Source organism: Streptomyces sp. R-74717 (genome assembly GCF_047305335.1).
GTDB lineage: Bacteria > Actinomycetota > Actinomycetes > Streptomycetales > Streptomycetaceae > Streptomyces > Streptomyces atratus.
In genome coordinates, this window is the sequence record NZ_CP102361.1 from 2919725 (window position 1) to 2933894 (window position 14170).

General features: G+C 69.3%; 12 protein-coding genes and 1 pseudogene. 2 read left to right on the forward strand and 11 right to left on the reverse strand.

Features of this window, described 5'->3' with window-relative positions; translation table 11 throughout:
* Nucleotides 1–15 precede the first annotated feature (15 nt).
* The 8 genes from NRF20_RS12960 to aroA form a co-directional block, all read right to left on the reverse strand.
* Complete coding sequence (locus NRF20_RS12960) at nt 16–1716, reverse strand: proline--tRNA ligase (RefSeq protein ID WP_398633977.1); 1701 nt, start codon at nt 1714–1716, stop codon at nt 16–18.
* An 80-nt stretch (nt 1717–1796) separates the two neighbouring features.
* Entirely contained in the window at nt 1797–2366 is a 570-nt protein-coding gene (locus NRF20_RS12965; RefSeq protein WP_398633978.1) for a GNAT family N-acetyltransferase, read from the reverse strand.
* Nucleotides 2367–2430: 64 nt separating this feature from the next.
* Nucleotides 2431–3276, reverse strand: a complete 846-nt coding sequence (locus tag NRF20_RS12970) for a GNAT family N-acetyltransferase (RefSeq protein WP_398633979.1) — start codon at nt 3274–3276, stop codon at nt 2431–2433.
* Nucleotides 3277–3443: 167 nt separating this feature from the next.
* Nucleotides 3444–4598: a flavodoxin-dependent (E)-4-hydroxy-3-methylbut-2-enyl-diphosphate synthase gene (gene ispG, locus NRF20_RS12975; RefSeq protein ID WP_114246969.1), complete on the reverse strand. Its 1155-nt coding sequence runs from the start codon at nt 4596–4598 to the stop codon at nt 3444–3446.
* Nucleotides 4599–4779: 181 nt separating this feature from the next.
* Complete coding sequence (locus tag NRF20_RS12980; RefSeq protein WP_398635021.1) at nt 4780–6090, reverse strand: M50 family metallopeptidase; 1311 nt, start codon at nt 6088–6090, stop codon at nt 4780–4782.
* Nucleotides 6087–7340 (reverse strand): 1-deoxy-D-xylulose-5-phosphate reductoisomerase, encoded by a 1254-nt coding sequence (gene dxr / locus NRF20_RS12985; RefSeq protein ID WP_398635020.1) that lies wholly within the window; start codon nt 7338–7340, stop codon nt 6087–6089. The genes NRF20_RS12980 and dxr overlap by 4 nt, the downstream gene beginning before the upstream one ends.
* Nucleotides 7341–7488: 148 nt before the next feature.
* Nucleotides 7489–8118: a hypothetical protein gene (locus NRF20_RS12990; protein WP_398635019.1), complete on the reverse strand. Its 630-nt coding sequence runs from the start codon at nt 8116–8118 to the stop codon at nt 7489–7491.
* A gap of 34 nt (nt 8119–8152) precedes the next feature.
* Nucleotides 8153–9400 carry a 3-phosphoshikimate 1-carboxyvinyltransferase gene (gene aroA, locus NRF20_RS12995; protein WP_413752598.1) on the reverse strand — a complete coding sequence of 416 codons (1248 nt, stop codon included), beginning with the start codon at nt 9398–9400 and terminating at the stop codon, nt 8153–8155.
* 477 nt (nt 9401–9877) lie between these two features.
* Here aroA and NRF20_RS13000 point away from each other — a divergent pair, with 477 nt between their 5' ends.
* Both NRF20_RS13000 and NRF20_RS13005 read left to right on the forward strand, forming a co-directional pair.
* A complete protein-coding gene (locus NRF20_RS13000; RefSeq protein WP_413752599.1) occupies nt 9878–10819 on the forward strand; it encodes an N-acetylmuramoyl-L-alanine amidase in 942 nt (313 codons plus the stop codon).
* Nucleotides 10819–10950 (forward strand): hypothetical protein, encoded by a 132-nt coding sequence (locus NRF20_RS13005; protein ID WP_398635016.1) that lies wholly within the window; start codon nt 10819–10821, stop codon nt 10948–10950. Before NRF20_RS13000 ends, NRF20_RS13005 begins: the two co-directional genes overlap by 1 nt.
* 394 nt (nt 10951–11344) lie before the next feature.
* On the opposite strand, the gene NRF20_RS13010 is transcribed toward NRF20_RS13005, so the two are convergent.
* The 3 genes and pseudogenes from NRF20_RS13010 to NRF20_RS13020 all read right to left on the reverse strand — a co-directional run bounded on the left by NRF20_RS13010 (nt 11345) and on the right by NRF20_RS13020 (nt 14036).
* A complete protein-coding gene (locus tag NRF20_RS13010) occupies nt 11345–13297 on the reverse strand; it encodes an acyl-CoA dehydrogenase family protein (protein ID WP_398635015.1) in 1953 nt (650 codons plus the stop codon).
* A gap of 370 nt (nt 13298–13667) precedes the next feature.
* A pseudogene (locus NRF20_RS13015) lies at nt 13668–13823 on the reverse strand (response regulator transcription factor); the annotation flags it as partial.
* A gap of 63 nt (nt 13824–13886) precedes the next feature.
* Nucleotides 13887–14036 carry a hypothetical protein gene (locus tag NRF20_RS13020; protein ID WP_398635014.1) on the reverse strand — a complete coding sequence of 50 codons (150 nt, stop codon included), beginning with the start codon at nt 14034–14036 and terminating at the stop codon, nt 13887–13889.
* Between the last annotated feature and the right edge of the window lie 134 nt (nt 14037–14170).

Consider the following 14170-nt stretch of genomic DNA (forward strand, 5'->3'; position numbering starts at 1 on the left):
CTTTGCGTTGCGGTGTCAGCCCTGAACGGTCAGGCGAGCGATCGCCTCGTCGGCCGTGAGCTCCTCGCGCTCGCCCGTACGGCGGTCCTTGAGCTCCAGGACGCCCTCTGCCGAGCGGCGGCCGGCGACCAGGATCTTCGGGATGCCGATCAGCTCGGCGTCGGTGAACTTCACACCGGGCGAGACGCCGGCACGGTCGTCGACCATGACCCGCACACCGGCGGCGGCGAGCTTCTCGGCGACGTCGAGGGCCAGCTCCGTCTGGAGCGCCTTGCCCGCCGCGACGACATGGACATCGGCCGGGGCGATCTCGCGGGGCCAGCACAGCCCCTGCTCGTCGGCGGTCTGTTCGGCGAGCGCGGCGACGGCGCGGGAGACGCCGATGCCGTAGGAGCCCATGGTGACCCGGACCGGCTTGCCGTTCTGGCCGAGCACATCGAGCTGGAAGGCGTCCGCGAACTTGCGGCCCAACTGGAAGATGTGGCCGATCTCGATGGCGCGGTCCAGCTTGAGGCCGGTGCCGCACTTGGGGCACGGGTCGCCCGCCTCGACGACGACGACGTCGAGGTAGTCGTCGACCTCGAAGTCACGGCCGGCGACGACGTTCTTCGCGTGGGTGCCGGGCTTGTTCGCGCCGGTGATCCAGGCGGTGCCGGCGGCGATGCGCGGGTCGGCGATGTAGCGGACCTTCTCCAGACCCTGCGGGCCGACGTAGCCGCGTACCAGGTCGGCGCGGCCCTCGAAGTCCTCCGCGGTGACCAGTTCGACGACGGCGGGGGCGAGGTGCTCGCCGAGCTTGCCGAGGTCGACCTCGCGGTCGCCGGGCACGCCCACGGCGACGATCTCGCCGTCGACCTTGACCAGCAGGTTCTTCAGGGTCGCGGAGGCCGGGACGCCCAGGTGCGCGGCGAGCGTCTCGATGGTCGGGGTGTCGGGGGTGTCCAGCTCCTCGACAGGGCCGTGCGCCGAGCCGTCCACGGGGGTGGCCTTGAAGGTCACGGCCTCGGTGTTGGCGGCGTAGTCGCAGGCGGGGCAGTCGGCGAAGGTGTCCTCACCGGCCGGGGCGGGGGCCAGGAACTCCTCGGAGGCCGAGCCGCCCATCGCACCGGAGACGGCGGAGACGATGCGGTGGTCGAGGCCGAGCCGCTCGAAGATCCGGATGTAGGCGGCGCGGTGCAGCTGGTACGCCTCGACGAGCCCCTCGTCCGTGGTGTCGAAGGAGTACGAGTCCTTCATCTGGAACTCGCGGCCGCGCAGCACACCGGCGCGGGGGCGGGCCTCGTCCCGGTACTTGGTCTGGATCTGGTAGAGGATCACGGGCAGGTCCTTGTAGGACGTGATCTGATCCTTGACGACCTGGGTGAAGATCTCTTCGTGCGTGGGGCCGAGGAGGTACTCGGCGCCCTTGCGGTCCTTGAGCTTGAAGAGCAGGTCGCCGTACTCGTGGTAGCGGCCGCTGGCGTCGTACGACTCCTTGGGGAGCAGCGCGGGCAGCAGCACTTCCTGGCCGCCGATGGCGTCCATCTCCTCGCGCACGACGCGGGTGATGTTCTCCAGGACCTTCTTGCCGAGCGGCAGCCAGGTCCAGATGCCGGCCGCCGTGCGACGTACGTATCCGGCCCGGACGAGCAGCTTGTGGTTGAGCGTCTCGGCGTCCGCCGGGTCGTCGCGCAGTGTCTTGATCATCAATCGGGACATGCGCTGGACCTGGGCCATGATGAACTCCTGCTCGGAAGGGTGATGTGCAGGAGGTTAGCCGGGTGGTACGGGTGGGCGGAAATCGATTGGCTTCCGTCCTAGCCCTTGCGACGCAGCGGAAGCATGGCTCCCATCACCGCGTACGGCTTGGGAGCGCTGGGAAAGAGCACCTGCCGGGCCAGGTCCTGGTAGCCGAGACTGCGATAGAGACCACGTGCCGGGCTCTCCGTGTCGATCGCGGAGAGGATGGACCGGGGCTGGTCGACGGCGTCCGTGATGGCGGTGATCAGCGCGCGGCCGATGCCGCGGTTCTGGAACTTCGGCAGGACGTGCAGCTCGGTGATGACGAACGAGTCGTCGAGCCAGTGCGCGGAGCCGGTGGCGCGGAGGTAGGGCTCGACGACGGTGGACCACCACTGGCCGCGTTCGTTCGGCATGCCGTAGACGAAGCCGACGAGCCGGCCGCCCGGGGTGGTGGCGCCCAGCGCGCGGGCGCAGGGGTGGTCGAGGTGTCTGAGGACGATGTGGCGCCGTACCTCGATCTCTTCAGGTCCCAGGCCGAAGGCGACAGCCTGCACCGCGAGCGCCTCGTCCACGCGCGCGGCGAGATCGATCGGTCCGATCCGGACGCTGGGAGTGTGGGGGCCGCCCCCGGAAACTGCTGCCATGCGCCGACCCTACTGGCCCGGGTGGGGTGGGTGGTACGGGTCGGTGGCACCGGCCGCCGACCGGTCAGAACAGCACGCTCATGAACGCGCCGACCTCGCGGAAGCCGACCCTGGCGTAGGCCTTGCGCGCAGGGGTGTTGTAGTCGTTCACGTACAGGCTGACGACGGGTGCGACATCGGCCAGGGCGTAGCGCAGGACCGCCGCCATGCCGGTCTCGGAGAGTCCTCGGCCGCGGTGTTCGGGGGCGACCCAGACACCCTGGATCTGGCAGGCCTGCGGGGTGGCCGCGCCGATCTCCGCCTTGAAGACGACCCGACCGTCCTCGATCCGGGCGAACGAGCGGCCGGCGCCGATGAGTTCGGCGACGCGTGCCTGGTAGAGGAGTCCGCCGTCGCCCGCGAGCGGGGAAATGCCGACCTCCTCGGTGAACATCGCCACGCAGGCCGGCATCAGGACGTCGATCTCGTCCTTGCGGATCCGGCGGACCAGCGGGTCGGGGGCGACCTCGGCGGACGGGCTCTCGGCGACCATGAGCGGCTGTTGGGCCCGGACCTCGCGGGCGGGGCCCCAGCCGGGTTCGAGGAGCCGCCACAGCTGGGTGGTGGGCTCTGCTGGGCCGACGATCGAGGAGCAGCGGCGACCGACCCGGCGGGCCCGGTCGGCGAAGGCCCTGACGGCCTCGGGGGTGGCGCAGATCGGTACGAGGTTGGCGCCCGAGTAGCACAGCGAGCGCAGCCGTCCATCGGCGTACCAGCCCCACATCTCGCCGCCGAGGCGCCAGGGATCGAGACCTGCGATCTGGACCCGGGACGTCACGAAGGCATTGGCGACGGGTTCGCTCTCCAGGATGGCGAGAGCGGCGCCGAGGTCGCTGGGTTCGAGGACCCGGGTGGTGGTCTGCGTCAACACGAGGGGGCCTCACCATGCGGTCTGCTGATTTCCGCACTGTACCCAAAGAGGCTCATCGGCGCCGCCCGTGCCCGGGAACAGCGTCCGCAGGGCCCCGTGAGGTCGCTCACGACCGCGCCCCGCCGGGCGGTGTTCGTCCGGCGGGGCGCGGTGGTGCGAGTCCTGGTTCAGCTGATGGAGACCTGGGGCTCGCCCGAGGCGATGCCGTCCTTCTCCATCTGCTCGGCGATCTTCAGGGCTTCTTCGATCAGCGTCTCGACGATCTTCGACTCGGGCACGGTCTTGATGACCTCGCCCCTCACGAAGATCTGCCCCTTGCCGTTCCCTGAAGCGACACCCAGGTCCGCCTCACGGGCCTCACCCGGACCGTTGACGACGCAGCCCATCACGGCCACCCGCAACGGCACCTCCATGCCCTCGAGACCCGCACTGACCTGATCCGCCAGCTTGTACACATCCACCTGCGCCCGACCGCACGACGGACACGACACGATCTCCAGCCGCCGCTGCTTCAGATTCAGCGACTCCAGGATCTGCAGCCCGACCTTGACCTCCTCGGCCGGCGGCGCCGACAGCGACACCCGGATCGTGTCCCCGATCCCCTCGCTCAACAGCGCACCGAACGCCACCGCCGACTTGATCGTCCCCTGGAACGCCGGCCCCGCCTCCGTCACACCCAGATGCAGCGGATAGTCGCACTGCGCCGCCAGCTGACGGTACGCATTGACCATCACCACCGGATCGTTGTGCTTCACCGAGATCTTGATGTCCCGGAAACCGTGCTCCTCGAAGAGCGACGCCTCCCACAACGCCGACTCCACCAACGCCTCCGGAGTCGCCTTCCCGTACTTCTTCAGCAGCCGCGCATCCAGCGAACCGGCATTCACACCGATCCGGATCGGCGTACCCGCATCCTTCGCGGCCCGCGCGATCTCCTTCACCTTGTCGTCGAACTGCTTGATGTTCCCCGGATTCACCCGCACCGCCGCACAGCCCGCATCAATCGCCGCGAACACATACTTCGGCTGGAAATGAATGTCCGCGATCACCGGGATCTGCGACTTCCTCGCGATCGTCGCCAACGCGTCCGCATCGTCCTGCGTCGGACACGCCACCCGCACGATCTGACAGCCCGACGCCGTCAGCTCCGCGATCTGCTGCAACGTCGCACCGATGTCCGACGTACGCGTCGTGGTCATCGACTGCACCGACACCGGCGCATCCCCGCCCACCGCAACCGACCCGACCTGGATCTGGCGGCTGACCCTCCGGTCGGCGAGCTTGGTCGGAACGGACGGCATTCCGAGAGAAATCGCAGTCATGCGCTGAGCATCCCCAAGGTGTGGATCAAGGTCCCGAGATCGGCGGGCTCCGGGTTTCGAGGTTACGGCACCGGCGACACCCACGAGCACACCGCGTCCGTGAGTGCCGCGCAATGGGACGGGCCCGTACACACGCTGCGTGCCGGGCCGTCACCCATGGTTCACCGGGCCGGTCGGGAGATCAGGAGATCTTGACCGGATTGACGATGTCGGCCACCAGCACCAGCAGTGTGAAGCAGATGAACACACCCGCGACGACATAGGCGACCGGCATCAGTTTGGCCACGTCGAAGGGGCCCGGGTCGGGGCGCCTGAAGACCCGTGCCACATTGCGGCGCAGGGCCTCCCAGAGCGCTCCGGCGATGTGCCCGCCGTCGAGCGGCAGCAGGGGCAGCATGTTGAAGAGGAACAGCGAGAGATTGAAGCCGGCCAGCAGGAACAGCATCATCGCGATCTGGTTCGTGGCCGGGACGTCGAGCGTCATCACCTCGCCGCCGATCCTGGCCGCACCGACCACGCCGACCGGGGAGTCCGCTGCTCGCTCACCGCCGCCGAAGGCTGCGTTCCACAGGTCCGGGATCTTGGAGGGCAGGGCGATGATCGAGTCGACGCCGTTCTCGATCATGTCTCCCATGCGGACGACCGAGTCGCCGAAGGAGAGCGGAACGATCTCGGTCTGGGCGGCGAAACCGAGGTAGCCGGCCGTCACGTACTGACCGGGGACCACCTCTCCCTTGGAGTCCTTCTTCGCCACCGCGTTCTTCTTCAGCACCGCGTGGAGGGTCTGCTCCTGGCCGTCGCGCTGGACCGTGATCGTGGCGGGGCCGATGGTGTCGCGGATCTTGTCGGAGAGCGTGGCCCAGTCGTCGACCTTCTGGCCGTCGAAGGCGACGATCTTGTCGCCCTTCTTGAGTCCTGCGGCCTGTGCGGGCGAGACGGGGTCGGACTTCTTGCAGGTGTCGCGGTTCGCGCTCTGGGCGATCACGCACTTCTGGACACCCGCCACCTCGGTGGTCTGGGTCTGGAACCCGAAGGTCATCGCCACACCGAGGAAGATCGCCACGGCGAGGACCAGGTTCATGAACGGTCCGGCGAACATCACGATGACGCGCTTCCACGGCTTGCGCGTGTAGAAGAGGCGCTTCTCGTCACCCGGTTCCAGCTCTTCGAAGGCCGCGGACCTGGCGTCCTCGATCATGCCGCGCCACGGCGAGGTGGACCGCGCCTCCAGGCGCCCGTCCGGTCCCGGCGGGAACATGCCGATCATACGGATGTAGCCGCCGGCCGGGATGGCCTTGATCCCGTACTCGGTATCGCCCTTCTTCCGCGACCAGATCGTCGGACCGAAGCCGACCATGTACTGGGGGACGCGGATGCCGAAGAGCTTCGCGGTCGACAGATGCCCCAGCTCGTGCCAGGCGATCGAGAACAGCAGCCCGACGACGAAGACGACGATGCCCAGAATCGTCAACAGGACCGTCGTAATACTCATGCGCGCGCCTCCGCTGTCGCTTTCGCCGAGAGTTCACGGGCCCGGGCGCGTGCCCAGGTCTCCGCTTCGAGGACGTCTGCGACCGTGAGCGAAGTTCCCGTGGCGGGGGTGCCATGTTCGGCCACCACCGCCGTGACCGTATCCATGATTCCGTTGAACGGCAGCCGTCCTGCCAGGAATGCGTCGACGCATTCCTCGTTCGCGGCGTTGAACACGGCCGGGGCGGTGGCGCCGAGCGTGCCCACGTGCCTGGCCAGTCCCACGGACGGGAAGGCCTCGTTGTCGAGGGGGAAGAACTCCCAGCTGGACGCCTTCGACCAGTCGAAGGCCGGTGCGGCGTCCGGGATGCGCTGGGGCCAGCCGAGGCCGATGGCGATCGGGCCTCTCATGTCCGGGGGTGTGGCCTGGGCGAGGGTGGAGCCGTCGGTGAACTCCACCATGGAGTGAACGTACGACTGGGGGTGGACCACGACCTCGATCCGGTCGAACGGAATGTCGTAGAGCAGATGCGCCTCGATGACCTCCAGTCCCTTGTTGACCAGGGTGGCGGAATTGATCGTGATGACCGGTCCCATGGCCCAGGTCGGGTGCGCGAGGGCCTCGTCGCGGGTGACGCCCACGAGCTCGCTCTTGGTTCGTCCCCGGAAGGGGCCGCCGGACGCGGTGACGACGAGCTTGCGTACGTCGGCCCTGGTCCCGGCGGCGAGCGCCTGGAAGAGGGCGGCGTGCTCGGAGTCGACCGGGATGATCTGGCCGGGCTCGGCCAGCGCCTTGACCAGCGGGCCGCCGACGATCAGCGACTCCTTGTTGGCCAGGGCGAGCGTGCGGCCCGCTTCGAGTGCGGCGAGCGTGGGGGCGAGACCGATCGATCCGGTGATTCCGTTGAGCACGGTGTGGCAGTCGCCGGCGGCGAGCTGGGTGGCGGCTTCGGGCCCTGCCAGGATCTCCGGGAGCGGCTCGCTCGTCCCGTACTGCTCGCGCAACGCCTCGCGGAGGGCCGGTACGGCATCCGGTGCGGCGACGGCCACGGTACGCACCCGTAGCTGCCGCGCCTGCTCGGCGAGGAGTGCGACCCGGCCGCCCGCGGCGGAGAGCGCGGTGACGCGGAAGCGGTCGGGGTTGCGCAGTACCAGGTCGATGGCCTGGGTGCCGATGGAGCCGGTGGAGCCGAGGATGACGAGATCCCGGGGGCCTTCCGCGGCATCGAAGACGACGTGCGGGTCGGCGAGGGGGGCAGGGCTGTCGCTCATGCCCCCCATTGTTGCCGCATCGGCTGTGAGTGTGGACAGTGCGTCCCCCGCGCCGGGCCGGCGCGGTCCGCCCGGGGTCGGTCTCAGCCGTCCTGGCGCGGAACCTCGCCCGCCGGGCCCCCGTGATCCGTGGAGTCGCCGGGGGCGGTCATTTCGACATGGGGTGAGCGCACAGGGTCTTCTTCTCCGCGCTGTACTCCAGGTACAGCAGCCAGTCCTTTCCCCAGCACTTGTCCCCGTCGGAGATCCAGTACTCGGCCTCGGGGGCGCTGCAGCCGACCTCTTCGAGGTCCTGCTCGGGCCATTTCGCATGGTTGCGGATGCAGTCACCGGCGGTGAACGTGGGCTGGGTGTGCGGAATCAGCTTCGGGACCACGGCCGCGCCCAGGGCCACGACCAGGGCGGCCATGATGACCAGCGCGGGCGGCCGGGCCAGGACCCGGCGCCCCGGGGCGAGTTGGGGCCGCAGATTGCCCACCGGGTGGGGCAGGGCGCGGATCCGGGAGCGGGCGCCGATGTTCATCACCATCGTGACCGGTGCGGCGAACACCGACAGCAGACCCCACCAGCCCTGCCAGAGGGTGTCCGAGGTCATCCTGCGGTACGTGGCCGTTCCGCAGGTCCGGCAGAAGGCGCCTTCCTCGGTCAGGAAGCGCAGTGTGACGACGAGCCCGCGATGTCCGCGCACCACGGCGTGGACCGCCGGTATCGCACCGCAGATGTGGCACGACGCAACGGATCCGTAGGAGGTCGGCGGGTGGTGGGGCGGCGTGGACATGAGAACTCCCGGAGACGGCGTGGGCCCAGGAACCCTAACGGTTCGTGAGTTCCACGAACCCGGCGAAGGCCTCGTGGAACCCGGGAAACGTCTTCCGTACGCAACCGGGGTCGTCGAACGTGGTGCCCGGCACCCGCAGGCCGGCGACGGCGAACGACATGACGATGCGGTGGTCGCCGTGGGTGGCGATCTCGGTGGGGCGGGGTGTGCCGGGGTGGATCTCGATCCAGTCCCGGCCCGTCCCGACCGTGATGCCCATCCGCCTGAGGTTCTGGGCGCAGGCCTCCAGCCGGTCGCACTCCTTCACCCGGGTGTTACCCACGTCCTCGATGCGTACCGGGCCCGAGGCGAAGGGGGCGATCGCCGCCAGCGTCGGCATGGTGTCGGAGATGTCGCGCATATTGACGGTGAGGCCCGAGAGAGTGCCGCCGGAGCTGACGGTGGTGGACCGGGCCGTGGTGTGCACCTCGGCGCCCATGCGGCGCAGCACATCGACGAACCGGAGGTCGCCCTGGAGTGCGTCATTGCCGAGGCCGGGGACGGTGATCTCACGGCCGGTGAGGGCCGCCGCGGCGAAGAAGTAGCTCGCGGTGGAGGCGTCGGGCTCGATGGCGTAGGTGGTGGCCCGGTAGCCGCCGGGTGGCACGGTGAAGACGTTGTTGTCGTGGCCGCCGCGGGTCACCTCGACGCCGAAGCTGCGCATCATCGCGAGGGTGATCTCGATGTACGGGGCGGAGACCAGGTCGGTGACGGTGATCCGGAGCCCCTGAGCGGTCAGCGGTCCGAGCATCAGGAGCGCGGTGAGGTACTGGGAGGACTCCCCCGCGTCCAGGGTGAGTTCGCCGCCCTTGATTCCGGATGCGCTGATCCGCAGCGGGTGGTGGCCCTCGGCCGCGTCGTGGCGCAGGTCGACGCCGAGCGTGCGCAGGGCCTCGGTGAGCGGGGCGAGGGGACGGCGGCGCATCTGGGCGGAGGCGTCGAAGCGGTACGTGCCGGAGGCTGCGGCCGCGGCGAGGGTCGGCAGGAAGCGTGCCGTGGTGGCGCCGTCGCGGCAGTAGACGTCGGCGTCGGTGACGGCGGGGCCGGAGGGGCGGCCGTCGATGTGCCAGCGGTCCGCTTCCTGCCCGACGCAGTAGCCGAGGCGCGTGAGGCCTTCGGCGAACCCCTCGGTGTCGTCCGAGCGCAGGGGCCGTACGAGGGTACTGGTGCCGTTCGCGGCGGCGGCCAGGAACAGGGCACGCGCGGTCACGGACTTGGAGCCGGGGATGTGGATGACGGTCACAGGCCGTCATCCTGCCGTACCCCGCACGGCCGGGCGGGGTACGTCCGGTGAGTGGACGTACGCCCGCCCGGTGGTCCGCGGTTCGGCGAACGGGGCGGTGGACGTTGTCCCTGACGGACGGCCCGGGAGTGGCGTCCGGCATTCCGGAGGCCACCGCGGCCCGGCTGTCGGGGTACGAGGTCCCGTCCGTGGAAGCGGTCCGGGACAAGGAGCGCTGACGCCGTGTGCCGGCCACGCAGACCAGTCCGACCGGCGCGGCGGGCGTGTGGAACAGCCATGTGCTGACAGTGACGCCGACGCAGATCACGTGGACGCGCACCGTCGGCGGGGGCACGAAGTGCACAGCCACCGCTGCGGATTCCACGTGGCGGGGTCCGTACGTCCGGGTGGAAAAGGTAGAAGAGACCGACGAGGGGCAGAACGGTTATCAAGGGGATGTTCCGCAACGTCATCTACACCGCAGGATAGGGAAATCGCATGGCAAACCCCATGTCCGCTGCACAGGTCATATCCGCTTTGCGTGCCGAGGGAGTGCGCGTGGTGGAGGTCGGCAACTGGCGTACGCACAACCGGAACTCGAAGGGTGCATGGGGTCCGGTCAACGGCAGCATCGTGCACCACACGGTCACCAAGGGGACCGCGGCGACCGTGGCCATGGTCCGGGACGGGTACGCGTCCCTGCCCGGTCCGCTGTGCCACGGGATGATTGCGAAGGACGGCCGGGTACACATGGTCGGCTGGGGCCGCGCGAATCACGCGGGCGGCGGTGACCAGCGCGTTCTGGAGCAGGTGATCGCCGAGTCGTACGGCAGCCGGCCGACCCCGCCGACGAAGGGCAACGCGAACGGAACCGACGGCAACGCGCGCTTCTACGGCTGGGAGTGCGAGAACCTCGGCGACGGCAAGGACCCGTGGCCCAAGGCGCAGTACGACGCGATCGTCCGGGTGCAGGCGGCGTTGTGCCGGGCGCACGGCTGGTCGGCGAAGTCCGTGATCGGCCACCTGGAGTGGTCGAACGACAAGGTCGACCCCCGTGGTTTCACCATGGCCGAGCTCCGCGCCGATGTGGCTGAGCGGCTGAAGCACCCCGCGAGCTGGAACCCGAATGAGGAGGACCCCATGGCAGGGATCACCAAGCGCGACATTTTCGACGCCGTCTGGAAGACCGATGCGATCGGCGGCCCGACGGACGCGGCAGACCACGGGACGAACCCCACGTGGCAGCCGCAGTCCATCTTGAAGGACATGCAGGCCCGCATCCGTTCCATGGACAGGCGGATGGCCGCCCAGACCGCCGCGATCACCGCGCTCGCCGGTCAGGTCGGCACGGGCGCCGACACCGAGACCATCGTCGCCGCGGTGGAGGCCGCGATCGAGCGGGCCGTCATCGACGTCAACATCAACACCAGGGAGACCTGATGGCGTCGATCTTCACTGCCACGTTCCGGGTCGCGACGGCGGAGCGCACTGTGCGGACCGCCGCGCAGACCCACGGGGGCGCCGCGCTCCTGGCGGTCCTCACCGCGATCACTGCGTCCGGGAGGCGGTGACGGGCCGGGGCTCACGGGGACTGTCCGGACCCGGCTACAGGATCTGGCCGGCGTCCTGGAGCGTGGTCGCCGGCCGCTCCCGGCGGTCGCCGCGGTGACCGGTGCAGCCGGGGCGGCAACCGGCCTCGTCGCGCTCTTGCCGTGCCCCACGTAGGCGGGTTCCGCTTCGGCTGCTGTCCGGGCGTGGGGGCATGCCCGGTTGAGCGGTTGCCGTGGAACACTGCCGGAGGCCTTGTCTCACGGTGCACATGAGGATCTCTGGACGGTGAGGACAGGCCCGTCTGCGCCCGCCCGGCACGACCCTGTCTCCACCGCTGCGCCCACAGAAGACACATCAGCGAGGAGGCCGCTCGGCCGGGTTCCCAGCCGAGCGGCCTGTTCGCTTGCGCGGGTGTCAGCTCGGCCGGATGACCCTTCTGAGGTTCGGGTGATGGGTTTCAGATGGATCGGCATCGGCGATCCACGGGCCTTCGCCGCTCGGATCGATGATGCCTTCCTCCAGCCAGGTGTACGCACCGGACAGGACGCCGTCGACCACGCGCCGGTCCAGGTCGTCGGTGTTGGACCACAGGCGGGTGAAGAGTTCCTCGACCCGGACGCGGGACTGGCGGCAGAAGGTGTCGGCGAGCCGGTAGGCCTCGCGGCCGTGGTCGTCTGAGGAGCGCAACAGTTCGGCGCGGACGCAGGCGGCGCTCATCGCGAAGAGTTCCGCGCCGATGTCGACGATCCTGCCGAGGAAGCCCTGCTTGGTCTCCATCCGGCCCTGCCAGCGCGACATGGCGTAGAAGGTGGAGCGCGCGAGCTTGCGGGCGGAGCGTTCGACATAGCGCAGATGGGTGGACAGGTCCGGGTGTCCGGGTGGGTTGAATTCCCCGTACGTACGCGGGAGTTGTCCTGGCCCTGCGACGAGCTTGGGCAGCCAGCGGGCGTAGAAGCCGGCCGCGTTCGCGCCCGCTTTCGCCTTGGCGGAAAGGGGTTTGTCGGGGTCGATGATGTCCCCCGCGACCTTCAGATGAGCGTCGACGGCCTCACGGGCGATCAGCAGATGCATGATCTCGGTGGAGCCCTCGAAGATCCGGTTGATCCGCAGATCGCGCAGGAGCTGTTCGGCGGGGACGGCCCGTTCGCCGCGGGCGGCGAGGGACGCGGCTGTCTCGAAGCCCCGGCCGCCCCGGATCTGGACCAGTTCGTCGGCCATCAGACAGCCCATCTCGGAGCCGTACAGCTTGGCGAGGGCCGCTTCGATCCGGATGTCGTTGCGGTTCTCGTCCGCCATCTGGGAGGAGAGATCGACCACCGCTTCGAGCGCGAAGGTGGTTGCGGCGATGAAGGAGATCTTGGCGCCGACGGCCTCGTGCCGGGCGACCGGCCTGCCCCACTGCTCACGGACCGCCGACCACTCGCGGGCGATCTTCAGACACCACTTCCCGGCGCCGACGCACATGGCGGGCAGGGAGAGCCGTCCCGTGTTGAGCGTGGTGAGGGCGATCTTGAGCCCTGCGCCTTCGGGGCCGATGCGGTTCGCGGCCGGGACCCGGACCCGGTGGAAGCGGGTGACGCCGTTCTCGAGGCCGCGCAGGCCCATGAAGGCGTTGCGGTTCTCGACGGTGATGCCCGGGGAGTCCGCCTCGACGACGAAGGCCGTGATGCCGCCCTTGTGGCCTTCCGATTTCGGGACGCGGGCCATCACGACGAGGAGGTCGGCGACGACACCGTTGGTCGTCCACAGCTTCACACCGTCGAGGATGTAGTCCGGTCCGTCCGGAACCGCCGAGGTGGCGAGCCTGGCCGGGTCGGAGCCGACGTCCGGCTCGGTGAGCAGGAACGCCGAGATGTCGGTGCTGGCCAGCCGGGGCAGGAAGGTGTCCTTCTGTGCCTGGCTGCCGAAGAGTTTCAGCGGCTGCGGTACGCCGATGGACTGGTGGGCGGAGAGCAGTGCACCGATCGCAGGGCTGGCGGAGCCGACCAGGGCGAGGGCCTTGTTGTAGTAGACCTGGGTGAGGCCGAGGCCGCCGTACTTCGGGTCGATCTTCATCCCGAGCGCGCCGATTTCCTTGAGGCCGTTGATCACCTCGTCGGGAATCCTTGCCTCACGCTCGATGAGGGCGCTGTCGATCATGGTTTCGCAGAAGTCGCGCAGCCGGGCGAGGAACGCCTCGCCGCGCCGGACGTCGTCCGCGGCCGGCAGCGGATGCGGATGGATCAGGTCGAGCCGGAAGCGCCCGAGGAAGAGTTCCTTGGCGAAACTGGGCTTGTGCCAGTCCTGTTCGCGCGCCGCCTCGGCCACTTGGCGCGCTTCACGCTCGGTGACCTTGGGTGTGTTCTTCGGAGCGGATGGTGCGGACATGAGGAGCTCACCTCGCCGCGTTATGGGGTGGGCGGACGCGGCCGGTCCGCGCGGGGCGCGCATGGCGCCTGCCGAGCCGTACCAACCGGTGCTACTTGTCCTGATGTACCCGATTACCGGCATTCCCACCATCCCCCGGACGCCGATCGGGTCTGGAGCCACTCCACTGGCCAGCCCCGCAGTGACACGGCGGTCACGCCGTGAGCGGGGGAAGCAGAAACGGCTGGAGCCCCCGCACTGCGGGCCCCTCGTAGGTCGTGTTTCAGAACTGGGGTCGGTGTCTCGTCTCGTGCCGTGACGATCCGGGTGCAGGGCGAGGGGATCTTGTTCCGCTGTGCCCGTCGCCGGGCAGGTCCCCGGCTGCCGCGCGGGCAGTGACCAGGCCCGATTCGTAGGCCGCGATGACCGCCTGGGCGCGGTCGCGGACGGCGAGCTTGTCGAAGATGCTGGTGATGCAGTTCTTGACCGTGGAGAGGCTGATGTCCAGTGCACGGGAGATCCCGGTGTTGTCGAGGCCGGTGGCCATGCGACCGCACCTGCCCCGGAACCCGACCAGATCACGACACACTGAGGCTTGGCCCGGAGTGCCTCAGGAGTGCATGAGCGCGGTGACAGCGGCGCGCACCCGGTCGTCCGGATTCCTCGGGTGGAGCGCTTCGGTCCGGTGGACCGGACGGGGCGCGGAGACCCACACCGCGGTCGTGTCCGGCAGCTCGTCGGCCACCGGAAGCGAGAGCACGGCGAGCCCGTGACCGCCCGCCTCTCCCGTGGTCGCGCTGCCAGAGGCCGAATACCGACGCGTCTGACAGCGCTTCCACGCGGAGTTCGACGGCGTACGTCTTTCGGCACCGTGACCGTTACTGCCGTACGTCT